Genomic DNA, 21,379 nt, shown 5'->3' on the forward strand with positions numbered 1-21,379 from the left:
ACTTTTACCCCGCACTGAGCTGCCGCGGGCATTTCGGACAGCGGAATTAGTGGATTCTTCTACGCTGCCAATGCTGGCTGCTGATAACCATAGTGGACTTCATTAGGCCTGCGGTAACCAAGAGCTGAGTGCCGGCGTCGGCTGTTGTAAAACCCTTCGATGTAGCGAATGACGTCGCTGCGAGCTTGTGATTTCGTGGCGTAAGCGGTGCGATAAACACGCTCATTCTTGAGCATCGAGAAGAAACTTTCCGCCATGCTGTTGTCCCAACACACGCCGGTGCGGCCCATGGAGGAACGCATCCCCAGGCCGGACACGAGAGCCCGAAATTCGGCCGAGGTATAGACGCTGCCGCGGTCGGAATGCCAGATCGCGTCGGCCTCGATCACGGTCGTCGCAGCGGCGTTGCGGAGGGCGTCGGCGACGAGCTCGGTGCGCATGTGATCGGCGATGGACCAGCCGACAACCTTCTTGGAATAGCAGTCGATGACGGTGGCCAGATAGATGAATCCTTGCCAGGTATGGATGTAGGTAATATCGCCGACGAACTTCACCCCGGGGCGGTCGGCGGTGAAGTCGCGTTTGACGAGGTCGGGCATGTTGGCGGCCGCTTCGGCATCGGCTTCGGTAGTGATGCGGAAAGGCCGTGGTTGGCAGGCTACGAGGCCAATCTGGCGCATAAGCTGCCGCACCAGTTCGGGCGAGCACTCGGTCTGCTCCGCGGCGAGGTCGGCGTGGATTCGGCGGTATCCGTAGGTGCCGTCGGACTCCTCGAAGAAGTGTTGAATCCGCGCGATCAGGGCCTCTCGCCGGGCCGCGGTCGCGGACTGCGGCCGGATCGCCCAGTGGTAGAAACCGGACGTTGACACGGCCAGCCAGAGGCACATTTTCACCACCGAATTCCGGTTGGTGGGCTCAGAATTTTGGGAGTCGATGTACTCGTACTTGCTCACTACCGCTGCTCCCGCGCGAAGTAAGCGCTGGCTTTTTTCAAGAAAGCGGTCTCCGCCCGCAGCTCTTGAACTTCCCGCTCGAGTTCCTTCAGACGGGCCCGTTCCGACACTGTCAGGTCCGCTTCGGTGCCGCCGTTGGCCTCGCGGTATTTGTTGAGCCAGTTCCGGAGCGTCTCGGGCCCGACGCCGTATGCGGTGGCGACGTCCTTGATCGGTTTGGAGGTATTGATCACCTCGCGGCACAGCTCGTCTTTGAACTCTTGGGTGAAACGCCTACGTGCTGCGGCCATGCTGATCTCTACTTTCAGTGAACTCTCATTTTAAGAGGGCCCGCTGTCCGAGATATCCGCGGCAGCTCACACCTCCACCTCGGTACACACGGCCAGCCTCACACGGACAGCCCCACACTCAAACACTGCTCAGAACCGCAGTGAATGCGGGATACTCAAGGACATGACCTTTGCTTCGCTCGCCGCGTTTGCTGGCTTGTGCCTCCTGCTGTCGGTAACCCCGGGGCCCGACACATTCCTGGTGCTGCGAATCGCGCTGAACCGCGCGGGCGCTGGCATCGCAGCCGCCGTGGGTTCCGCAGGCGCATCGCTGCTGTGGGCAGTGCTCGTGGGCCTCGGCCTGGCAGCCATCATGGAGCAGTCCGCTGAGGTTTTCCGCTGGCTGAAGATTGCGGGCGGCTTGTACTTGCTCTACCTTGGCATTTCTTCGTTCATGAAAAGCCGCACGTCCACAAAACGTGCACGTGAAACTCCTGGCCAGGAATTGCGCGTGCGCTATTCCCTACCCGCCGGGCTGAGCGCTGGCGCCCTGTCTACGATGCTCAATCCCAAGGTGGGTCTGTTTTACCTGGCGATCGTGCCGCAGTTCATCCCGCCGGGCGGGGACACCATGGCAACGGCTCTGATTCTGGGGGTCATCGAATCCGTCATTGCCTTTGCCTACCTCGCCATCATCGCGGTTATCGCAGCCAAGGCCATGTCGTGGCTACGTCGACCCAAGGTCAACGCGGCCGTGGAAAACTCCAGCAGCGCAATCATGGCCGTTCTCGGAGTGGGCGTCATTGCATCCGGAGCTACCGGGTAATTTTCCGTCCGCGTGTGACCGCGTTTCAGTTACCGTTGCAGCGGCTTAAATCGCAGCTCGTGGACTCCCCGCACGGGCGCCGTGCCTCCGTGAAAGCGCCCTGTTTCGGTGGGCGCACCCGAGATCGGTGGGCGCTACGCCCGTTACCGTAGCGGCCACCTATTTTCGAGGCGAAGCTGGCTGACGAGGTCTCGAGACGCCGGCGAAAAGCGTGCCGGCTCCTCGACCAGTGAGGCGAGGCTAGCGCACCACCACGACGGCGTGGGGCGCCAGCAGGATGGAATCCGCCTGCGTGCGCACCACGGGATGACCATCGGTGGCGAAGGACAGCAGAACCTCGCCCGCTGTCGCCGGCAACAGCTGCGCAACGGGTGCGAAGTTGATCAGGATTTGCGTCCGGCCGCGTCGGAGCCGCAGCCAGGCATCCGTCTCGTCATAGTCCACGGTGGTGCTGCTAAAACGTGGGTCGGTCACGTCGGCGTTGGAATGACGCAGGGCGGCAAGCTCTCTGTAGAACCTCAGCATGCAGGCGTGCTGCGGCTGATCGATCTCGGACCAGTCCAGTTTGGACCGCTCAAAGGTGGCCGGATCTTGCGGGTCCGGCACAACGCTCGGGTCCCAGCCCATGCGGGCAAATTCCGCGATTCGGCCAGTGGCGGTGGCCATTCCGAGTTCCGGCGCCGGGTGGGATGTGAAGAACTGCCAGGGCGTACCGGCGGCCCACTCCTCACCCATGAACAGCATGGGTGTGTACGGCCCCAGCAGCGTGAGCGCCGCAGCAATGGCCAATTGCCCGGTATCAAGGTGAGCGGTGAGTCGATCACCGATGGCACGGTTGCCAATCTGGTCATGATTCTGGGAGGCAACAACGAGCCGTGACGTGGGCATGCGCTCGGTGTCGATGCGCCGTCCGTGGTGTCGGTCGCGAAAGCTCGAAAAGGTCCCGTCATGCATAAAGCCCACCGTGAGCACCTTGGCGAGCGCGCCGAGCGGTTCGAAGTCGGCGTAATACCCCGTGGTCTCGACGGTGAGAGCCACATGCACGGCATGGTGAAAGTCGTCACTCCACTGCGCATCGAGACCGTACCCACCGGCCTCCCGCGACGTGATGAGACGCGGGTCATTGAGGTCGGACTCGGCAATGAGGGTGAGCGGACGCCCCACCGCGGCGCTCAAGACGGAGACCTCCAGCGCAAGCTCCTCGAGGACGTGAGTGGCACGGCTGTCGCGCAGCGCGTGCACGGCATCCAGTCGCAGGCCATCCACGTGATAGTCCTGCAACCACATGAGGGCGTTGTCGATGATGTAGCGGCGCACAGGCTCAGAATTGTGCCCATCAAGGTTGAGCGAAGCTCCCCAGGTGTTGCCCGCGGCCTCGCTCAGGTACGGTGCAAACTGCGGCAGGTAGTTGCCGCTGGGGCCGAGATGGTTGTACACGACATCTTGAATGACACCCATGTTGGCGTCGTGGCAGGCATCGACGAAGCGCTGGTATGCGGCCGGGCCACCGTAGCCCTCGTGCACCGCGTACCAGAGAACACCGTCATAGCCCCAGTTATGCGTGCCATTGAACGCGTTCACCGGCAGCACCTCCACGAAGTCCACGCCAATCGACGCGAGGTGCGGCAGCCGGGCAATGGCGGAATCCAGGGTTCCCTCGGGCGTGAAAGTACCGATATGCAGCTCGTAAATGGTGCTGCCCGCCAGCTGTCGACCGGTCCAGGCCGTGTCGGCCCACACGTGGTCGCCGGTGTCAACGAGTCGCGACAGACCGTGCACGCCGGAGGGCTGCTGCCGGGACCGCGGGTCGGGAAAGGGACCACGGCCATCCACTCGAAAGCCATAATCCACAGCGGATGTCGTCAGGCCGGCTGCAGGTCGCCACCAGTCGTCGTCTCCGCGGCGCATCTCGTGCTCGGTCTGCCCGGTGGCGTCGCTCAAGACGAGGTGCACCTGCGTTGCGGTGGGCGCCCAGACGGTGAATCTGTGGTCGATCATCAGTGGATCCTTTCGGCCGCGAGCAGCGCAACCGGATAGCGGGCAAGGAGGTCAGCCAGGCGCACCGCGCCGCCAGAGACGCGTTCGCCGGTCAGAACGTTCACATACGGTCGCGCTTCCAGAATGACGGTACTGTCACCCCACCCATTCGTAGCCGCGAGGGCCACGGGGAGCCGGGTGGCGACCGTGACCGCCCCGCCCCGGTCGAAGGCGATGGCGTGCTCGGCAGCGGCGCCGAGTGCCACGACGGGAACGTATCGGCGGAACAGCTCGGGGCGGTCCCGACGAAGACGCAGGGCCCGGGTGGTGACCAGGAGCTTGGCCGCGCCCGTCTCGTCAACCGGCGGCAGCCATCCGCTCTCAATGCGGTCAAGGTATCCGCGGCGGAGGTCAAAATCAACCGCGCGCCGGTTGTCGGGGTCAACCAGCGACATCTCCCACAGTTCGCTGCCCTGATACACGTCGGGCACCCCGGGCGCCATCAGCTGCACCAGCTTGGCCGAGAGGGAGTTGCTCCACCCCGCCGCACGCACCCGCGCGACAAACGCCGTGATGAGGTCGCCGAGCGGCGCGTCAGCGGTGGCGGCGACCAGCCGGTGCAGTGCCGCCTCAAACTGTGGGTTGGGGGCGGTCCACGTTGTGGACGTGCCGGCCTCCCGCGCCGCCTTCTCGGCGTAGGCACCGAGGCGCTCGGGCGAGAGCGGCCAGGCACCCACAATCGCCTGCCAGAGCAGATTCTCGAACGGGGCATCACCGAGGGGCGCAGCGGCTCGGAATTCGCCCAGCGCACGCTCCCACTCCCCCGGAACCTCGGCAAGCACGCTGATGCGCGCCCGAACATCCTCGCCGCGTTTCGTGTCGTGGGTGGAGAGGGTGGTCATCGAAGCCGGGAACGCCGCCTGTCGCGCCTGCTGCCGGTGATGAAACTCCTCGGCCGAGATCGAGAATTCGCTCGGGTCAGCGCCCACCTCATTAAGGGACGTCAGGCGGGTGAAACGGTAATAGGCCGTGTCCTCCACACCCTTGGCCATCACCATGCCCGACGTTTGCTGAAACCGCACCGTGAACGGATGCCCCGCCTCACCGAACACGCTCACCAATCGGTTGATCTCCACCGACAGGTCGGGGCGGCGCCCGGCCGCGAGCTGCGCGGCCTCGGCCACGTGCGCGCCGCGGAGCGGCAGGTAGGAGCGGTACACCGGAAAGCAGGAGAGCAGCTCGGCGATGGCATCCGCTGTGACGTCCCCGGCAACCTCCGAAACGCTCACCAGTCGCGTCAGCCGCAACACCTCCGAGCGCAGAATCCCATCGGCAATTGCCCGCTTATTCTCGTGCACGAGATCGGTCCAGGACACATCATGACGGCCCTGAAGCCGGGCCTCAAGTGCGTCCAGGGGTGCCTGACTCCGGGGATCCACGAGGACCCGGTCGACATCTGCGAGCCCGTCATACCCGGACGTTCCGCTCGTGGCCCAGTTCGCGGGGAGTTGTTCCGGACCTTCGAGAATCTTCTCCACCAGCACGTACGCCTCGCCGGTGGCCTCGCGAAGGCGGTCAAGGTATTCGCCGGGGTGAGCGAGACCATCGGGGTGGTCCACTCGCAAACCCTGCACGAGGCCCGCGCGCACCCAGCGCACAATCTCGGCGTGGGACTCATCAAACACCCACGGCACCTCCACCCGCAGCCCGGCCAGGCTGTTCACCGCAAAGAATCGACGGTAGTTCAGCTCGGCATCGGCTCGGCGCCAGTTCACGAGTTCATAGTGCTGCCGCCCGTAAACGGTTGAAACGGATGCGCCATCCGCCGCACTTCCCTCGGCCAGTGGAAAGCGATGATCAGAGTACACCAACTCATCACCCACGATTTCGAGGTGATCCAGTTCATCGGCCGCATCGCCGAGCACCGGCAACCGAATCTTTCCGTTGGCGCTCTGCCACTCCACATCAAAGGCGTCAGCGTACCGTGACGTCTTCCCCTTGCCGAGCAGGTCCCACCACCAGGCGTTCTGTGCCGGCGTGGCCACTCCCATGTGGTTGGGCACAATGTCAACGAGCAGTCCGCGACCGGCCCCGGCCACGACGGCGGCGAGCCGGTCGAGTCCGTCCGCGCCGCCGCGTGCCGGGTCAATCTGAGAATGATCCACCACGTCGTAACCGTGGTCAGATCCGGCCTCCGCCTTGAGCAGGGGCGAGAGATAGAGCCAATCGGCGCCGAGACGCCAAATGTAATCGGCGGTCTCCGCAGCAGCAGTCAGGTCGAACGCTTCACGAATCTGCAGCCGGTAGGTCGAAACCGGCACGATCACCGCAGACCACCGGACCTGGTGGCCTGCGCCGGAAGCGTAATGGTGCCGGTGAGACCGGCGAGAGAGGCGGCCACGGAATGGTCGGGGGCAGCGACGGGCGCCGTGTAGGCCCGAAAGACCACCAGAGAACGGGATGCAATCGTTTGGACCGCCCCCGCCGGGCGTGGCACGTCGTCGGCGCCCTCGCCGGCGGTGTCGACGACGATCTCCCACTCGGCCCCAAATTCCTCGGGGGGAAGGGTGAAATCCACCTCGTCGGAATCTGCGTTGAAGCAGAGGATGAAGTTCACATCAGAGATCTCGTGGCCGCGAGAATCGCGCTCTCGAATTCCGCTTCCATTGAGGAATTTGGCCACCAATCGGGTGCCCGTCTTGTCCCAGTCCTCTTCCGCCATCTCGGTGCCGTCGGCGCCCAGCCAGACGATGTCGGGGAGGGAATCGCCCACGCCGCGTTTGCCCGGGCGACCGCTGAAGAAGCGGCTCCGGCGAAACGTGGGATGGTCTCGCCGCAGGCGCGAAATCGCGGCCGTGAATTCAATGAGTGGCTGGTCCGCTTCGTCCCAGTGAATCCAGGACAGCTCCGAGTCCTGCGCATACGAATTGTTATTTCCACTCTGCGTGCGGCCCAGTTCATCGCCGTGCAACAGCATGGGAACGCCCTGCGAGAGCAGGAGGGTGGCCAGAAAGTTGCGGTGTTGTTTCGCTCGGAGGGCGAGGATGTCGGGGTCGCTCGTGGGCCCCTCCTCCCCCGAGTTCCAGGACCGGTTGTGCGACTCACCGTCGTTGTTGTCTTCACCGTTTGCGTCGTTGTGCTTCTCGTTGTACGACACCAGGTCGGCCAGCGTGAATCCGTCGTGGGCTGTGACGAAGTTCACCGAGGCCACCGGGCGACGCCCCGAGTGCTCGTAGAGGTCGGAGGAGCCGGCAATCCGGCTGGCAAATTCGCCCAGGGTCGAGGGCTCTCCGCGCCAGAAGTCGCGCACCGTGTCCCGATACTTACCGTTCCACTCCGACCACTGCGACGGAAAGTTACCCACCTGGTAGCCGCCGGGGCCAACGTCCCAGGGCTCGGCGATGAGCTTCACCTGAGACACAATCGGGTCCTGCTGCACGAGCTCAAAGAAGGTGGACAGTTTGTCCACGTCGTACAGGTCGCGGGCCAGCGCCGAGGCGAGGTCGAACCGAAATCCGTCGACATGCATCTCAAGCACCCAGTACCGCAACGAGTCCATAATGAGCTGCAGCACGTGCGGGTGCCGCACATTGAGGGTGTTTCCGGTGCCGGTGTAATCCATGTAATAGCGCTTGTCGTCATCCATCACCCGGTAATAGGCCTCGTTGTCGATGCCCTTGAACGAGAGTGTCGGGCCGAGATGGTTCCCCTCCGCCGTGTGGTTGTACACAACATCGAGAATCACCTCGATGCCGGCGGCGTGCAGGCTCCGCACCATGCCCTTGAATTCCTGTACCTGCTGTCCCAGATCCCCGGTGGAGGAGTACGTATTGTGCGGGGCGAAGAAACCGATGGTGTTGTAACCCCAATAGTTGTTGAGGCCCTTCTCCATCAGGGTGCTGTCGTTCACAAACTGGTGCACCGGCATGAGTTCCACCGCGGTGACACCCAGCTTCTGCAGGTGGTCCACGACGGACGGATGCGCGACGCCCGCATAGGTTCCGCGCTGCGATTCCGGCACGGCTTCCTGCAGCTGGGTGAGACCCTTCACGTGTGCCTCGTAGATGAGGGACTCGCTGTACGGAGTGCGAAGGGGCCGATCCCCCGCCCAGTCGAAGAACGGGTTGACGACAACTCCGAGCATCATGTGCGGGGCGGAGTCTTCATCATTGCGCGACTCGGGGTCACCGAAGTTGTACGAGTACAGCGACTGATCCCAGTCGATGGCCCCACAGGTTGCCTTGGCGTAGGGATCAAGAAGAAGCTTGTTGGGATTGGCCCGGTTGCCCGCGGAGGAGTCACCATCCCCGTACACGCGATACCCATACAGCTGACCTGGCTGCACCAGGGGAAGGTAACAGTGCCAGATGTAGGCGGAGGACTCGCGAATTTCCACCCGTGTCTCCACGCGCACCTGTTCGCCATCCTCATCAAAGAGGCACAGCTCGACGCGGGTGGCTGCCTCACTGAAGAGGGCAAAGTTTGTACCACTACCGTCGAATGTTGCACCGAGCGGATAGGGAGTTCCGGGCCAGGTATCCATGAGGCTCCTCGAAATGGAATCGGACGAGGGGCATGCCAGATGCCCTCTCAGTACGCTAGCCCATACCGTGCCCGATCGCTGGCCCATGACACCCAAATGGGTCGCAGAAGATCACTCCGTCACTGTGAAACCTGTCCCTGACTTCTGTGTCAGAACCAGGGCTAACTCTGCTGTGCGGACTGCTTTCGAGCCGCACGCCGGGCCCGCCACCAGGACAGGGCACGTTCGAGAACACGCCTCAGAAAGAGACCCAGCCGGTGTGCGGCAGGAAATTCGGTGCCGAGGATGGCGATTCCGAGAAACACAATCAGCCAGCCGGGTCCGGGAAGCGGTATCAGCAACACACCGATGAGCACGACCACCACTCCGAGAACTCCGAGGGCGAGACGGTAGGCCCAGCGCACGCGGGGGTGACGTTCCACCCACGCCCGACAGCGCCGCAGTATGGCCCGAACCGGGTGGTTGGGGTCGCTACCGGTCTCGATTTCCCTCGCGAGAATGTCAGTCATGTGCTTAACCTAGGAGGCGCAGCTGGGAAATTGACCGGGCTCCGGTGCTACTCAACGCCATCCACGTATAACCACACCCGAGCATCCCGCACAAAACGGCTCGTCTCGTGCTGGCTACCGCGTTCGCCGTGTAACCGATAGTGAGCCGTGAATTCCACGACACCTTCCCGCTCGAAGGGACCGCCGCCACTCGTTGCGTCAATTACGAGGCGTGTCCAGACCATCCCCGCCTCGAGGGTGAGAGTGGCGGGTGCGGTGAGCGGATGCCACGTGGCCAGCAGGTACGCAGCGTCACCCACCGCAAAGGCCGAGTATCGCGAACCCATGAGCTGCTCCGCCGTGGGCGCGCCCACATCACCGCGGTGATACCGGTTGCAGCACTCCGGATAGGTCAACCCGCTGTTGCAGGGACACCGATCGGATACAGACGGAGACGACATCGTGAACCACCCCTTATTTCCCGAGACGTTAAACAAAGAAAACCCCGACCAGGTCGGGGTTTTCTTTCAATTGTGGATCCGAGGGGATTCGAACCCCTGACCCCCTGCATGCCATGCAGGTGCGCTACCAGGCTGCGCCACGGACCCATTTCGCTGTTTCGGTTTGCCCCGAAACAACTTGTTTAGACTACTGCATAAAACAGCAGACGCGAAACCGAACTAGTCGTTTATCTCTGACTTCTCACTAACTTCAGAATCTTCGCCGACCTCAGGTGCCTCAGCATTATCGGTGGCCGCAACAGCTGCAGCGGATGAACCAGACGTCAACTCAAGCGGAATCACCGGGCAGTCCTTCCACAGGCGCTCGAGTGCGTAGTACTCGCGCTCTTCCTCGTGGAAAACATGCACAACAAGGTCGCCGAAGTCAACGAGCACCCAACGCCCAGCAACGCGTCCTTCGCGACGCAGCGGCTTGTGTCCGGCCTCAATGAGCTGATCTTCAATCTCACCGGCAATCGCAACCACGTTGCGCTCTGAACGCCCCGTGACGATGAAGAAGATGTCGGCGAGCGGAAGCGGGTTGGACACGTCCAACGCGATCAGGTTTTCACCGGCCTTCGACTCGGCAGCGGCGACAGCTATCTTGAGCAGTTCGCGAGAGTGGGCAGTTGCGGTCATTGAATAAATCCTTGAATTTGAGACGTCTTGATGAAACAGAAATCGATATGAACGGAAAAGGTAGGAAAAGATCTAAAAGATTTGAAGCAGATGTCCAACGAATAATAGCGCCGACACACTCACGGCAAGAGCTGCAGTCGACACGACCAAAACAACCGGTAGCGTCACGCCGCCCTTCTTGGGAGGCGTCATCACGTTACGCGTTGATGCGTGTGTGCTGATGGCCCGACTGGCGCTCACCGGCGCATTGTCGGTGAGTCCGATGTCGTCAAGTGGCTCATTCATCTGATCGACGTCGGACGAATCGAAGTGATTGGGGTGCTGTCCAGTCTCGCCGAGGCTGCGTGGCAAATCGAAGGAACCCGTGATGAGAATCTCACCGGTATTCGAAAATGGTCCACTGCTCGTGCCCTGATTCGGAATCGAGGGCAGGATCAACGCGTTCGTCGTGGTGGGAATTCCGCCCGCGCCCACGCCCAGAGACATCAGATCATCGAGAGATTGCAGAGGCAGTGCTGCTGGCGCCTCATCCTCACCCTTATCGATGGACCAGTGGCCCACCGGGGGGTTGAGGGTGTTGGTGTCGGTAGAAACGGTTTCCTCAGCGTCAACCACATCAGTCGCCACAGCAGTCGCCGCTGCAGCCACCGCGGTGGTCGCACGGACCGCCGACGGCGAAACCGACGGGGTGGGAGCCTTCACCGCGCGGTCGCGCGGAACAATCTTGTCCTTGGCCGCCTCCGACTCAAAGTCGAGGACGTCTGCGGCTTCCGCGGCATTGAGGGCCCGCAGTTCCCGACGCGTCAGAGTTCGACCGGTGAGATCCAGAGACGGTTGTGGAACAGCGGATGCCGCACCCGACCCGCCCGAACGCGGTGCGAATGACGTCATGGGGGGAGCCGTGTCGGGCCGCGCGGTATCCGGGAGGTCAACAACGGCTGGGGCAGTGGAGTCTTTCGACTGATCCGCCTTCGCGGCGTCAGTACGGCGCTTGTGGCCGAGCCGCGGCTTGCGTGCGGACGATTCAGAAGACGGGACGACAGCATCCGAGCTTGTTGCCGTTGTGTTCGGCACGACATCAGGCTCGGCCGCGATGTCGTTGGACAGGGGCTGCGCGGCACCGGAGTGCTGTTCGAGTGCCAGGGCGGCCTCGCGGGCCTGCCGGCGGGTCAGTGGCGGTTGGCTGTTGCCCAACGTCATACCACGCTCCGATACAGGTGGTGCTTAGAAATGTACTGGACGACCCCATCCGGGACCAGATACCAGACCGGGAATCCCCGATTGACCCGTGCCCGGCAGTCAGTGGACGAGATGGCCAGAGCCGGGACCTCCAGTAAGCTTACGTCTTGGTTGGGCAAACCCGAAACACTCAGTTCATGTCCCGGACGACTCACAGCCACAAAGTGAGCCAGTTCCCACAGCTCTCGAACGTCTTTCCAGCCCAAAATCTGGCTGATCGCGTCGGCACCGGTGATGAAGAACAGCTCGGCATCGGGACGCTCGGTGTGCAGATCGCGCAGGGTGTCGATCGTATACGTGGGTCCGTGACGGTTGATGTCCACGCGGCTCACCGTAAAGCGCGGGTTGGATGCCGTGGCAATGACGGTCATGAGGTAGCGGTGCTCACTCGGCGTCACCCCGGATTTCTGCCAGGGTTCGCCGGTGGGCACGAAGATCACCTCGTCGAGGTCGAAACTCTGTGCCACCTCACTTGCAGCCACCAAGTGCCCGTGATGAATCGGGTCGAACGTGCCGCCCATGACGCCAATGCGCGGACGACGCTCCGTCGTTGCTTCCATCACGGGCTAACGAACTGGCTAGTGCTCGCCGCTACCGATGGCGCCGCCACTAGCCCGAGCGTACGCGGCTGCTTTGGCGCTGTGGCGGTTGGCCACGTCGCGGAAGCTCCAGAGCACGAGTCCCAGGCCCAGGAACAGCACGGCTGCGATGGCCGGGTACACCAGCAGGGGAAAGGGCAGTTCCACGTGTTCCACCTCAGCAGAAAAAGCGGACGTCACTAGGGGGCTAGCCAGCACAGCGGTCACAAACGACATGGGTTCTCCAATTCACACGCACAAAAAATAGGGCTTTCGCCACCAGAATCAGTCTAGTGCGGCCTAGGCCCGCACCTGTCCTGAACCGCGCACGATCCACTTGGTACTCGTCAGCTCTGTGAGCCCCATCGGGCCACGAGCGTGCAGCTTCTGGGTGGAAATTCCCACCTCGGCGCCAAATCCGAACTCAGCACCATCGGTGAAGCGCGTTGAGGCGTTCACCATAACGGATGCCGAATCCACCTCGTTGAGGAATCGTTCGGCATTGACAACGTCGTTGGTGATGATCGACTCGGTGTGCCCGGTGGAGTAGCGACGAATGTGAGCAATGGCCTCATCGAGGGAATCGACGATCGCGACCGATACATCGAGGCTCATGTACTCGGTGCTCCAGTCTTCCTCGGTGGCCGGCACCGCCGCGGGGTACAGCGCACGCACGCGAGCGTCAGCGTGGATGGTCACACCCGAGGCGGTGAGCTTGTCGAGCACACCGGGGAGCACCCGGGCAGCCGCTGTGCGATGCACCAGCAGCGTCTCCAGAGCGTTACACACGCTCGGGCGCTGCACCTTGGAGTTGTGCACAATATCGATGGCCCATGCCTCGTTGGCCGAGTCGTCGAGGAAGATGTGCACAACGCCGGAACCGGTCTCAATCACGGGCACCTTGGCCTCGGTCACGACCGTTTTGATCAGGTTGGCGCTACCCCGAGGAATCAGCACGTCCACGTAACCACGGGCCTTCATCAGCTCGGTGGCCCCGGCGCGGCCGAAGGCATCAATGGTTTGCACGGCTTCCCGCGGAAGCCCCACCGACTCGATTGCGTCCTGCACGAGGGCCACGAGAACGCGGTTTGTGTTCTCGGCGGCCGAGCCACCACGAAGCACCACGGCGTTGCCGCTCTTGAGGGCCAGTGCGGCCAGATCCACGGTCACATTGGGGCGAGCTTCGTAAATGACGCCGATCACGCCGAACGGCACGCGTACCTGACTGAGCTTGATCGCGTTGGGCATGGTGCTGCCGCGCACCACCTCGCCCACCGGATCGGTAAGCAGAGCCACCTGCGTAACGGCGTCAGCGAGTGACGCGACGCGGGATTCATCGAGCGACAACCGGTCCAGCAGGCCAGCCGTGAGGCCGTTTGCCTCCCCGGCGGCGAGGTCGGCGCGGTTGGCGGTGAGGATGGAATCGACACTTCCCCGCAGCCGTTCGGCGATAGCACCGAGCGCCTTGTTCTTCAGCGCGGTCGGAGCCGACGCGAGAACAATGGACGCCGCACGGGAGTCTTCGAGGGTGGGCGTGAGCTGGACATCGGGAAGTACGGGGTGCAACATCTGTCTAGTTTACCAAAGTCGGCGAAACGGCGGCGCAGCGGGCTCGAACCAGGTGCCCACCGGTTCACCGCGCAGGGCCTCGGCCGCCAGAGTTGTGGCCGTCACCAGCACGGCAGTGCCACTGGCAGCGGCCAGCCGGGCCGCCATCACCTTGGTGCTCGCTCCCCCGGTACCCACACCATTGACCGACGTGGACCCGAACGTCATTCCAGGGAGCAGATCGCCGTAGGCCACTAGCGAAATGGGTTCGGCACCCGGCACCTCCGGCGGCTGGGTGTAGAGCGCATCCACGTCGCTGAGCAGCAGCAGCAGGTCGGCTCCGCACAGCGTGGCCACGAGCGCTGCGAGACGATCGTTGTCCCCAAACCGGATCTCGTGCGTGGCCACGGTGTCGTTCTCGTTCACAATGGGCAGAATCCGCAAATCCAGCAGGCGATCCATGGCCCGCTGGGCGTTGCTGCGCGGAGTGGCATTTTCCAGGTCACCCGCGGTGAGCAGCACCTGACCGGCCACGATGTCGTAGCGATCCAGGCTGTTCTGATAGTGCGCGATCAGCAGACTCTGACCCACGGAGGCCGCCGCCTGCTGCGTGGCCAGGTCGGTGGGGTGATCGTTCAGCCGAAGGTACGGCATGCCGGTGGCAATCGCGCCGGATGAGACGAGAATGACCTCCGTGCCGCCGGCGTGTGCGGCGGCCAGTGCGTCAACGAGGGGGCCGATTTGTGTGGCGTTCTCGCCGCTGATTGACGACGAACCCACCTTCACCACAATGCGGCCAGCGGATGCGATCTTCTCGCGCGACAGCGAATTCACGGCGTGCGGCCCTCCCCGGCGCCAAGACACCTGCTGTGGGCTGCCTCGGGCAGTTTACAACGGAAGCGCCCACCCAATTTCGGGTGAGCGCTTCCGACTGTTGACGAAAAGTTAGAGCAGAGTCCGCTCGTCTTCACCCTCAACGGGTTCAAACCAGGTACCCACGTGCTCACCACGCAGAGCGGCAGCAGCCAACTCGGTCGAGGTCACGAGCACAGCGGTACCGGCGTTCGTGGCCAGCCGGGCAGCAATCACCTTGGTGCTTGCACCGCCGGTTCCCACCCCGGTGGCTCCGCTCGAGGAGAACTCAAAGTTGGTGAGCGGATCATCTGCCGCGATAACGTCCAGCTTCTCGGCCCCGGGCAGGTGCGGCGGCTTCGTGTAGAGGGCATCCACGTCGCTGAGCATCACGAGCAGGTCTGCGCTGATCAGCGTCGATACGAGAGCGGCGAGACGGTCGTTGCTGCCGAAGCGCAGTCCTAATACCGCCACCGTGTCGTTTTCGTTCACCACGGGAAGGATGCGCAGGTCCAGCAGGCGGTTGAGCGCCCGCCGTGCGTTACTGCGGTGCGGCTCGTTGAGCAGGTCGCCCTCGGTGAGCAGCACGGTTCCGGCAGCGATCTCGTACCGGTCCAGGCTCTCCTGGTAGCGAAAAATCAGCACATTCTGACCAACGGATGCCGCCGCTTGCTGCGTTGCCACGTCCACTGGACGCTCGTCTAGCTGCAGGAACGGCATGCCGGTGGCCACCGCACCCGATGAAATCAGAACAACTTCAGTACCTCGGCCGTAGGCCTCTGCCAGGGCATCCACGAGGGGAGTGATCTGGTCGGAATTCTCACCACTAATTGATGAGGAGCCCACCTTGACCACGATTCTCTTCGCGGATGCGACCTGGTCGCGCTTTAAGCCAATCACTGCTAATCCTCTTTCGTTGTGCCGTCGTTTTCTGCAGGTGTGCTTCCGGAGCGCACGTCTTCGTTCTGTTCTTCTTCACCGGTCTGCCACATGCCGGCTTCACGCTCACGCACCATTTCGGCGCGAGCGGATGCCTTGGCATCCATTCGACCGAAGTACTCTTCACGACGCTGGTTGCTCGTGCGTCGCTTCGGCTCGTCGATGCGCGTGTCGGTACCGCGGGGGGCGGTGATGAGTTCGGCGGTCGAGGTGAGCGTGGGCTCCCAGTCGAACACAACACCGTGACCGGGTCCGATGATCACCGTTGAGCCGGCAATGGCGCCGGCCTTGTACAGTTCGTTCTCCACGCCGAGCTTCGCCAGCCGGTCGGCGAGGAAGCCGATGGCCTCGTCGTTGGTGAAGTCGGTCTGCTGAATCCAGCGTTCCGGCTTGGCTCCGAGAATGCGATAAATGTTGCCGAAGGATCCACCCTCAACCCGAACCACAAAGCCACCGTCGTCCACGGCCTTGGGGCGAATGATGATGCGTGGCTTCTTGGCCTCGGCAGCGGCGGCTTCAATCCGCCCCTGCTCCACCGTTTCCGCCAGTGCGAAGCTGAGCTGGCGCAGGCCCTCGTGGGTGACGCTGGAGATCTCGAAGACACGGTAACCGCGTGCTTCCAGATCAGCCTTCACGAAGCCGGCGAGCTCGCGGCCCTCCGGGACGTCGATCTTGTTCAGTGCGATGAGCTGGGAGCGCTCGAGCAGCGGCTTCTGACCCTCGGGTACCGGGTAGGCGGCGAGCTCACCCAGAATGACATCAAGGTCGCTCAGCGGGTCGCGTCCGGGCTCCAGCGTGGCGCAGTCGAGCACGTGCAGGAGCGCGGTGCAGCGCTCCACGTGCCGGAGGAACTCCAGGCCGAGGCCCTTGCCCTCACTGGCGCCCTCAATCAGACCGGGAACGTCCGCGATCGTGTAGCGGGACTCACCGGACTCGACGACACCGAGGTTCGGGTGCAGCGTTGTGAAGGGGTAGTCGGCAATCTTTGGCCGTGCGGCCGACATGGCCGCAATCAGGCTTGACTTACCGGCCGAGGGGTAGCCCACGAGGGCAACGTCGGCAACGGTCTTGAGCTCGAGGTAGACGCTACCTTCGAAGCCGAGGGTGCCGAGAAGTGCAAAACCGGGCGCTTTGCGCTTGGTCGAGGCGAGTGCGGCGTTGCCGAGTCCACCCTGACCGCCAGGACCAACGACGAGGCGCAGGCCGGGCTCGTTCATGTCGAGGAGCTCGTTACCCTCCGCGTCCTTGACGACCGTGCCGAGGGGAACGAGAAGCTCGCGAATCTCGCCGTTGTGACCGTTACGGTGGTCACCCATACCGGGTCCGCCATTGTCGGAACTGCGGTGGGGTGAACGGTGGTAACCGAGAAGCGTTGTGGTGCCCGGGTCAGCGACGAGAACGAGGTCTCCACCGCTGCCGCCGTTGCCGCCGTCAGGGCCGGCAAGCGGCTTGAACTTTTCGCGCTTGACAGAAACACAGCCGTTTCCTCCGTTACCCGCTCGCAAATGCAGCGTCACGTGGTCAACGAATGTGGCCATGGAGTGCCCCTTTCAGGCGAAATATTTATGTCTAGAAACACGTAAAGGCGGACCGAGGCCCGCCTTTACGTTCCAAGCTGACTGCCTACGCGGCAGCCACCACGATGTTGATGACCTTGCGGCCACCCTTAGCGCCGAACTCAACCGAGCCTGCAGCCAGGGCGAAGAGCGTGTCGTCGCCGCCACGTCCCACGTTGACGCCGGGGTGGAAGTGGGTGCCGCGCTGGCGAACGATGATCTCGCCCGCTCCGACAACCTGACCACCGAAGCGCTTCACGCCGAGGCGCTGAGCGTTTGAGTCACGACCGTTGCGAGTGGAACTCGCACCTTTTTTGTGTGCCATCTGTTCTTCTCCTGGCCTTAGACGATGCCGGTAACCTGAACGCGAGTGAGCTCCTGACGGTGCCCCTGACGCTTCTTGTACCCGGTCTTGTTCTTGAACTTCTGGATGACGATCTTCGGGCCGCGGAGGTCGTTGAGAACCTCGGCGGTTACCGTGACCTTGGCCAGCGACGCACCGTCAGAGGTGATCTTGTCGCCGTCGACGAGGAGCACGGCGGCCAGCTCGACGTTGCCGTCCTTGTTCGCCTTGATTCGGTCCATCGTGACGATGGTACCGACCTCTACCTTCTCCTGCCGCCCTCCGGCGCGCACAACTGCGTAAACCACTTTACGTACCAATCTCTGGGAGGCCCGAGGGCCCCGGTTCCTAATTACCGGAAAGGGCAATTACTGGAAAATACATCAAAAAAATACTGCCTGAAGAATCAGGCTTGCAAATTTGCTGGCGTGACAGCCGCTACGTGGCGCGTCACAGCAGAAAACCTTGGTGATCGCGCTAAATATTCATCGCACACCAAGGGATGACTTTACCTGATCCGTCACCCGCGGTCAAACTGCGCCCACGGCGAGTCGTTTCAGGAACGCCTCGTAAACTGACACCATGGCCGTACTTATAGACCAGCCTAGCTGGCCCGCGCATGGAACTGTGTGGTCTCACCTGGTGAGTTCTGTGTCCCTTGCCGAATTGCACGCTTTTGCCGCAGCGCACAATGTACCCCGGCGCGGCTTTGACCGTGATCACTACGACGTCCCGGCCTCGAGCTACGACGCTCTGGTTGCTGCCGGTGCGCAGCCGGTCACCTACCGAGAACTCGTGACGCAGCTGCGCTCGAGTGGCCTTCGTGTGAGTATGCGGGAGCGTCGGGGGCTCTGACCGAATGCGCCCCGGGCACAGCGCGCGTGAAACCGCCGGAGTGCGTCAGCGCCAGGTTGCGTCGAAGCCCACCACACTGCGCCTAATCTCACCGGTGGCGAGGTCAACGAACAGTGTTGTCGCCGCGGTGACCTGCCCATTCACCGGGTAGTCGTCAGCCATCTGGTCGTCGCGGTTCGGAATGATCTGAACCGCAGCGTACTGGTCGTTGGGTGAGAGGGTGAAGCCCACAATGGTTTCTCCCGCCGACGCGGGTTCGTAGACCACCCGGCGCTCCTCACCCTGCACCAGGGTCAGCCGTTGTTTCGGCTGGCCCGTGACCGGATCGAACTGGGCCATGCGCTGCACGAAGCCGCCGCCCGCCAGAAAGCGCAGCTCATCCGTATACGGTGTGGTGCCCAGAACTTCAGCCGGCATGATTTGGTCTTCCGTCCCCGTAGACAGGTCGAGCACGAACTGGGAGCCCTGGTCGGCAACGGCAATACGCAGTCCGTCCGGTGCCACCGTGGTGAGTCCCGAATACTGGCCGAGCGGAATCGGCTCGGCCGAGGCATCCGCGTTTGTTCGGGGATTGAGGAGCAGAATTGTGCCGTCGTACAGCTGGGCCACCAGATCGGCCCGACCGGCCATGAAGGACCACTGCACGGCCTGAACCGGCTCACCATCGAGCCCGAGGATGGGGTCGGTGATTCCGAGGCCGAGGTCCAGCATGAACAGCACATTCTCAAAGAGGGGGCCGGGCGCATCCGCGGCACTCGTGAATCGAAAACCCACGAGGTTCTCGGCGGGAACACCGCCGAGGTCCTCGATCTGGCCGATCCCCGGCACGTTGACGTTCGATAAGACGCCCTCCTCGTCGATCAGGCTGAGAACGCTCGCGCCCGTGTCGTCGAGGGTCACCACCACCAGACGCTCTCCGAAGGTGGTGAATTCGGTAATGCGTGGGGCTTCGAAGGCCACGTCGGCCGTGGGGCTACCAATCCTGGTGCGCAGAATGCGGTCCGGGCCCACGTCGTCGCGCAGCAGATAGAACAGCGGTGGTTCCTGAGTGCGAAAATCCACTTCGAATGTGGAGGACCGGTTCGTTGACGACCCGGTCACATCACGCACCGTCACCGTGTAGTCGGTGTCGTACGCGAGGGGGTTGGTAAACGAGATCACGATGGAGTCGGCGCTCGTCTGGAGCGAAAACGGATGCGCGGGGCTGAGGGTGATCTGTTCGGGTGCCACGTTGAGAAGCTGTTGGTTTGCCGACAGCACCAATCGTGCATTCGTTTGTGACACGGCAGCGGTGGTGTCAATCTCGAATCCGGTCAGTCGCGGACCGTTCAAAATATTGATGCCCACCAGCACCAGACACATGACGACCAGGCTACCCAGAAGTAGCCCCAGGGTGCGCCGAAAGCTCCGGGAGCTCTGTTCTCCGGCACCGCGCTCACCTGGCGAGGTGGTGAGGCTAGTAGACATAGGGATCGCTGGGCTGCTCCACGGGCGTGATGTCCGCGGGGTCGATGGCCAGCGGGTCGCTCCCCTGAGCGGCCGGGCTCAGCCGAAGCGTGCCGGTCACCTGCACCCAGTCGTCAACGTCGTAGGTGCCCTGCCAACCGGGCAGGTACACGGGAACCCCGATGGGTTGAGCATCAACCGCGCAGCAGGTCACGACAAATCGCGCAACGTAGAAGACGTTGTCGGGGTCCCCCTCGTCGGGCGTGATGAAACCCACCACCTGGGTGGTCTTGTCGGCGTAGAACGCCGGATCCGAAGATTGACCCAGCAAAGACACCCATTCACGCACGGACAGGTCTTCGAAGTCGCCGGTACCAATGAGTGCGGCCGTGTCCTCCTCGTCGATGCCGAGCAAACCGCCGGAATTCACCTCACGCTGTGTGGCCGTGGCGGCTGTGAGGGTCGTGGGGGGCACCAGAATCGTGGCAACCATAATGACGGACAACAGCACGACACCGGTGAGGGTAAGACCGGTCTCGGCACGGCTGGTTCGCACCACATCAAACCCTCTGCGCTTCACGAATGCGGCCACCACGAGCACGAGACCAATTGCCGCCATCACGAGGGTGAAGACAAAGTAGCGCGGGTGAATATAGAGGCCCAACTGGCCGCTCAGCCCCAGCCACAGTGTGGCCGTGACCGCTACGAGGCTGAGGAGAACACCCTGCCAGCGCTCCGCCCAATAGTGAATGAATCCGGGCGACGTGTCGCGGGCTGGAGCGGGCTTTACTGTGACGGGCTCAGGCAATATAGTTCACCAGCAATCCAATGGCCGCACTCATCAGGCCCACAAGGGCCGTGATCTGCGCGAGGGTGCGAGTCGTGAAGGTTGTGCGCATCAGCGCGAGCATCTTGACGTCGATCATGGCGCCGAAGGTGAGAAAGGCCACAATGCCACCGGGCATGAACGTGCTGCCAAAACTCAGGACGAAGAACGCGTCCACGTTGGAGCAGACGGCAACAATGAAGGCGAGTGCCATCATCGCCAGAACAGACCACACCGGGTTGCTGCCGAGGGCGAGGAGCACCGAGCGGGGAACGAAGACCTGGGTGAGCGCCGCAATGAAGGAGCCGATGAACAGGGCCGGCATGATCACGGAGGTCTCCCGAATGAAGATCTCCGTTGTCCGGCTCACTTTGGTGCCATGGTCGTGTGAATGCGATCCACCCACGGGCAGGGCACACGCTGCGGCGAAGGAGGGTGTCAGCAGGCTCTGCGGGTTGGGGTGCTTACTGAAGACCCAGCCCACAACATTCGCGATAACAAACCCACCGACCAACCGGGCCACCAGAATGCCGTTGTCGAACCCGAAGGCCTGATGCGTGGTGATGATCGTGATCGGGTTGAGAATCGGAGCGGCCAACAGAAAGGTGATCGACTCCGAGACGGTGAATCCACCCCGCATGAAGCCTCGGGCGAGGGGAACGTTGCCGCACTCACAGACGGGAAAGAACATGCCGAGAAGCGAGATACAGGCTCGGCGCAAGACCGGTTGACGCGGCAGGTACCGGGCCAGCACGCCATGCGGGAGCCAGACCTGCACGACCGAGGACAGCAGGATTCCCAGTATCACGAACGGAACCGACTCAATAATGACGCTGAGGGCAAGCGTGAGGGTGTCCTGTACCCGGTCGGGCAATACCCAGGCCTCAAAGCCTGCGCTGAGCACCCGCACGCCAAACACGCCGAGAACGAGCAGCAGCCCAATCATGAGGCCGGTCGGCCACGGGCGTACCACTCCGGGCGTACGGTCAGTCACCGGCTACT

21 protein-coding genes and 1 tRNA gene are annotated in these 21,379 nt (G+C 62.8%); 2 read left to right on the forward strand and 20 right to left on the reverse strand.

Features of this window, described 5'->3' with window-relative positions; translation table 11 throughout:
- Window positions 1-59: 59 nt before the first annotated feature.
- Window positions 60-1,243 (reverse strand): IS3 family transposase gene (locus H4V99_RS10495; RefSeq protein ID WP_280676597.1). Its coding sequence is split into 2 segments (ribosomal slippage): window positions 60-982 and window positions 982-1,243, totalling 1,185 coding nucleotides; the frame shifts between segments, so codons are not numbered across the junction.
- 163 nt (window positions 1,244-1,406) lie between these two features.
- Here H4V99_RS10495 and H4V99_RS10500 point away from each other — a divergent pair.
- Window positions 1,407-2,048, forward strand: a complete 642-nt coding sequence (locus H4V99_RS10500) for a LysE family translocator (RefSeq protein WP_280678043.1) — start codon at window positions 1,407-1,409, stop codon at window positions 2,046-2,048.
- A 240-nt stretch (window positions 2,049-2,288) separates the two neighbouring features.
- On the opposite strand, the gene treZ is transcribed toward H4V99_RS10500, so the two are convergent.
- The 16 genes from treZ to rplU all read right to left on the reverse strand — a co-directional run bounded on the left by treZ (window position 2,289) and on the right by rplU (window position 17,558).
- Complete coding sequence (gene treZ, locus H4V99_RS10505; protein WP_280678045.1) at window positions 2,289-4,046, reverse strand: malto-oligosyltrehalose trehalohydrolase; 1,758 nt, start codon at window positions 4,044-4,046, stop codon at window positions 2,289-2,291.
- The gene (gene treY / locus H4V99_RS10510; RefSeq protein WP_280678047.1) at window positions 4,046-6,352 is read right to left on the reverse strand and encodes a malto-oligosyltrehalose synthase; all 2,307 of its coding nucleotides are present in this window, start codon (window positions 6,350-6,352) and stop codon (window positions 4,046-4,048) included. The genes treZ and treY overlap by 1 nt, the downstream gene beginning before the upstream one ends.
- Complete coding sequence (gene glgX / locus H4V99_RS10515) at window positions 6,349-8,568, reverse strand: glycogen debranching protein GlgX (protein ID WP_280678049.1); 2,220 nt, start codon at window positions 8,566-8,568, stop codon at window positions 6,349-6,351. Before glgX ends, treY begins: the two co-directional genes overlap by 4 nt.
- A 161-nt stretch (window positions 8,569-8,729) precedes the next feature.
- Window positions 8,730-9,077 carry a TIGR02611 family protein gene (locus H4V99_RS10520; protein ID WP_280678051.1) on the reverse strand — a complete coding sequence of 116 codons (348 nt, stop codon included), beginning with the start codon at window positions 9,075-9,077 and terminating at the stop codon, window positions 8,730-8,732.
- A gap of 47 nt (window positions 9,078-9,124) precedes the next feature.
- On the reverse strand, window positions 9,125-9,517 hold the full coding sequence (locus H4V99_RS10525; protein ID WP_280678053.1) for a YchJ family metal-binding protein: 393 nt from the start codon (window positions 9,515-9,517) through the stop codon (window positions 9,125-9,127).
- A 73-nt stretch (window positions 9,518-9,590) separates the two neighbouring features.
- Window positions 9,591-9,664: transfer RNA gene (locus H4V99_RS10530), tRNA-Ala, on the reverse strand.
- A 72-nt stretch (window positions 9,665-9,736) separates the two neighbouring features.
- Window positions 9,737-10,195: a ribosome silencing factor gene (gene rsfS, locus H4V99_RS10535; RefSeq protein WP_280678056.1), complete on the reverse strand. Its 459-nt coding sequence runs from the start codon at window positions 10,193-10,195 to the stop codon at window positions 9,737-9,739.
- Between the two features lie 72 nt (window positions 10,196-10,267).
- Window positions 10,268-11,395 carry a hypothetical protein gene (locus tag H4V99_RS10540; protein WP_280678058.1) on the reverse strand — a complete coding sequence of 376 codons (1,128 nt, stop codon included), beginning with the start codon at window positions 11,393-11,395 and terminating at the stop codon, window positions 10,268-10,270.
- Entirely contained in the window at window positions 11,392-11,994 is a 603-nt protein-coding gene (nadD, locus tag H4V99_RS10545) for a nicotinate-nucleotide adenylyltransferase (protein ID WP_280680072.1), read from the reverse strand. Before nadD ends, H4V99_RS10540 begins: the two co-directional genes overlap by 4 nt.
- A gap of 18 nt (window positions 11,995-12,012) precedes the next feature.
- Window positions 12,013-12,249, reverse strand: coding sequence for a hypothetical protein (locus H4V99_RS10550; RefSeq protein WP_280678060.1), 237 nt, complete (start codon window positions 12,247-12,249; stop codon window positions 12,013-12,015).
- Between the two features lie 63 nt (window positions 12,250-12,312).
- Window positions 12,313-13,581 carry a glutamate-5-semialdehyde dehydrogenase gene (locus H4V99_RS10555; RefSeq protein WP_280678062.1) on the reverse strand — a complete coding sequence of 423 codons (1,269 nt, stop codon included), beginning with the start codon at window positions 13,579-13,581 and terminating at the stop codon, window positions 12,313-12,315.
- Window positions 13,582-13,590: 9 nt separating this feature from the next.
- Window positions 13,591-14,394: a glutamate 5-kinase gene (gene proB, locus H4V99_RS10560; protein WP_280678064.1), complete on the reverse strand. Its 804-nt coding sequence runs from the start codon at window positions 14,392-14,394 to the stop codon at window positions 13,591-13,593.
- A 111-nt stretch (window positions 14,395-14,505) separates the two neighbouring features.
- On the reverse strand, window positions 14,506-15,312 hold the full coding sequence (proB, locus tag H4V99_RS10565; RefSeq protein ID WP_280678066.1) for a glutamate 5-kinase: 807 nt from the start codon (window positions 15,310-15,312) through the stop codon (window positions 14,506-14,508).
- Between the two features lie 2 nt (window positions 15,313-15,314).
- A complete protein-coding gene (gene obgE, locus H4V99_RS10570) occupies window positions 15,315-16,889 on the reverse strand; it encodes a GTPase ObgE (RefSeq protein ID WP_280678068.1) in 1,575 nt (524 codons plus the stop codon).
- 85 nt (window positions 16,890-16,974) lie between these two features.
- Window positions 16,975-17,232, reverse strand: coding sequence for a 50S ribosomal protein L27 (gene rpmA / locus H4V99_RS10575; RefSeq protein WP_280678070.1), 258 nt, complete (start codon window positions 17,230-17,232; stop codon window positions 16,975-16,977).
- Between the two features lie 17 nt (window positions 17,233-17,249).
- Window positions 17,250-17,558 (reverse strand): 50S ribosomal protein L21, encoded by a 309-nt coding sequence (gene rplU, locus H4V99_RS10580; RefSeq protein WP_280678072.1) that lies wholly within the window; start codon window positions 17,556-17,558, stop codon window positions 17,250-17,252.
- A 274-nt stretch (window positions 17,559-17,832) separates the two neighbouring features.
- Between rplU and H4V99_RS10585 the strand changes: the two genes are divergently transcribed.
- The gene (locus H4V99_RS10585; protein WP_280678074.1) at window positions 17,833-18,105 is read left to right on the forward strand and encodes a DUF4031 domain-containing protein; all 273 of its coding nucleotides are present in this window, start codon (window positions 17,833-17,835) and stop codon (window positions 18,103-18,105) included.
- A gap of 45 nt (window positions 18,106-18,150) precedes the next feature.
- Here H4V99_RS10585 and H4V99_RS10590 read toward each other — a convergent pair whose 3' ends face one another.
- Genes H4V99_RS10590 through H4V99_RS10600 form a run of 3 tightly spaced genes read right to left on the reverse strand, consistent with a single transcriptional unit; the run spans window position 18,151 to window position 21,371 of the window.
- The gene (locus H4V99_RS10590; protein ID WP_280678076.1) at window positions 18,151-19,572 is read right to left on the reverse strand and encodes a hypothetical protein; all 1,422 of its coding nucleotides are present in this window, start codon (window positions 19,570-19,572) and stop codon (window positions 18,151-18,153) included.
- Entirely contained in the window at window positions 19,562-20,359 is a 798-nt protein-coding gene (locus tag H4V99_RS10595; protein WP_280678078.1) for a TIGR03943 family protein, read from the reverse strand. The genes H4V99_RS10590 and H4V99_RS10595 overlap by 11 nt, the downstream gene beginning before the upstream one ends.
- On the reverse strand, window positions 20,352-21,371 hold the full coding sequence (locus tag H4V99_RS10600) for a permease (protein WP_280678080.1): 1,020 nt from the start codon (window positions 21,369-21,371) through the stop codon (window positions 20,352-20,354). Before H4V99_RS10600 ends, H4V99_RS10595 begins: the two co-directional genes overlap by 8 nt.
- Window positions 21,372-21,379: the final 8 nt, after the last annotated feature.

The sequence above is a fragment of the Cryobacterium sp. CG_9.6 genome, assembly GCF_029893365.1.
Taxonomy (GTDB): Bacteria; Actinomycetota; Actinomycetes; order Actinomycetales; family Microbacteriaceae; genus Cryobacterium.

What these genes read in the sequence shown, in the direction of transcription:
- H4V99_RS10500 (WP_280678043.1), top strand. Translation starts at nt 1,407, where the DNA reads ATGACCTTTGCTTCGCTCGCCGCGTTTGCTGGCTTGTGCCTCCTGCTG.
- treZ (WP_280678045.1), bottom strand. Translation starts at nt 4,046, where the DNA reads ATGATCGACCACAGATTCACCGTCTGGGCGCCCACCGCAACGCAGGTG.
- glgX (WP_280678049.1), bottom strand. Translation starts at nt 8,568, where the DNA reads ATGGATACCTGGCCCGGAACTCCCTATCCGCTCGGTGCAACATTCGAC.
- H4V99_RS10520 (WP_280678051.1), bottom strand. Translation starts at nt 9,077, where the DNA reads ATGACTGACATTCTCGCGAGGGAAATCGAGACCGGTAGCGACCCCAAC.
- H4V99_RS10525 (WP_280678053.1), bottom strand. Translation starts at nt 9,517, where the DNA reads ATGTCGTCTCCGTCTGTATCCGATCGGTGTCCCTGCAACAGCGGGTTG.
- rsfS (WP_280678056.1), bottom strand. Translation starts at nt 10,195, where the DNA reads ATGACCGCAACTGCCCACTCTCGCGAACTGCTCAAGATAGCTGTCGCC.
- H4V99_RS10540 (WP_280678058.1), bottom strand. Translation starts at nt 11,395, where the DNA reads ATGACGTTGGGCAACAGCCAACCGCCACTGACCCGCCGGCAGGCCCGC.
- nadD (WP_280680072.1), bottom strand. Translation starts at nt 11,994, where the DNA reads ATGGAAGCAACGACGGAGCGTCGTCCGCGCATTGGCGTCATGGGCGGC.
- H4V99_RS10550 (WP_280678060.1), bottom strand. Translation starts at nt 12,249, where the DNA reads ATGTCGTTTGTGACCGCTGTGCTGGCTAGCCCCCTAGTGACGTCCGCT.
- H4V99_RS10555 (WP_280678062.1), bottom strand. Translation starts at nt 13,581, where the DNA reads ATGTTGCACCCCGTACTTCCCGATGTCCAGCTCACGCCCACCCTCGAA.
- obgE (WP_280678068.1), bottom strand. Translation starts at nt 16,889, where the DNA reads ATGGCCACATTCGTTGACCACGTGACGCTGCATTTGCGAGCGGGTAAC.
- rpmA (WP_280678070.1), bottom strand. Translation starts at nt 17,232, where the DNA reads ATGGCACACAAAAAAGGTGCGAGTTCCACTCGCAACGGTCGTGACTCA.
- H4V99_RS10585 (WP_280678074.1), top strand. Translation starts at nt 17,833, where the DNA reads ATGGCCGTACTTATAGACCAGCCTAGCTGGCCCGCGCATGGAACTGTG.
- H4V99_RS10590 (WP_280678076.1), bottom strand. Translation starts at nt 19,572, where the DNA reads ATGTCTACTAGCCTCACCACCTCGCCAGGTGAGCGCGGTGCCGGAGAA.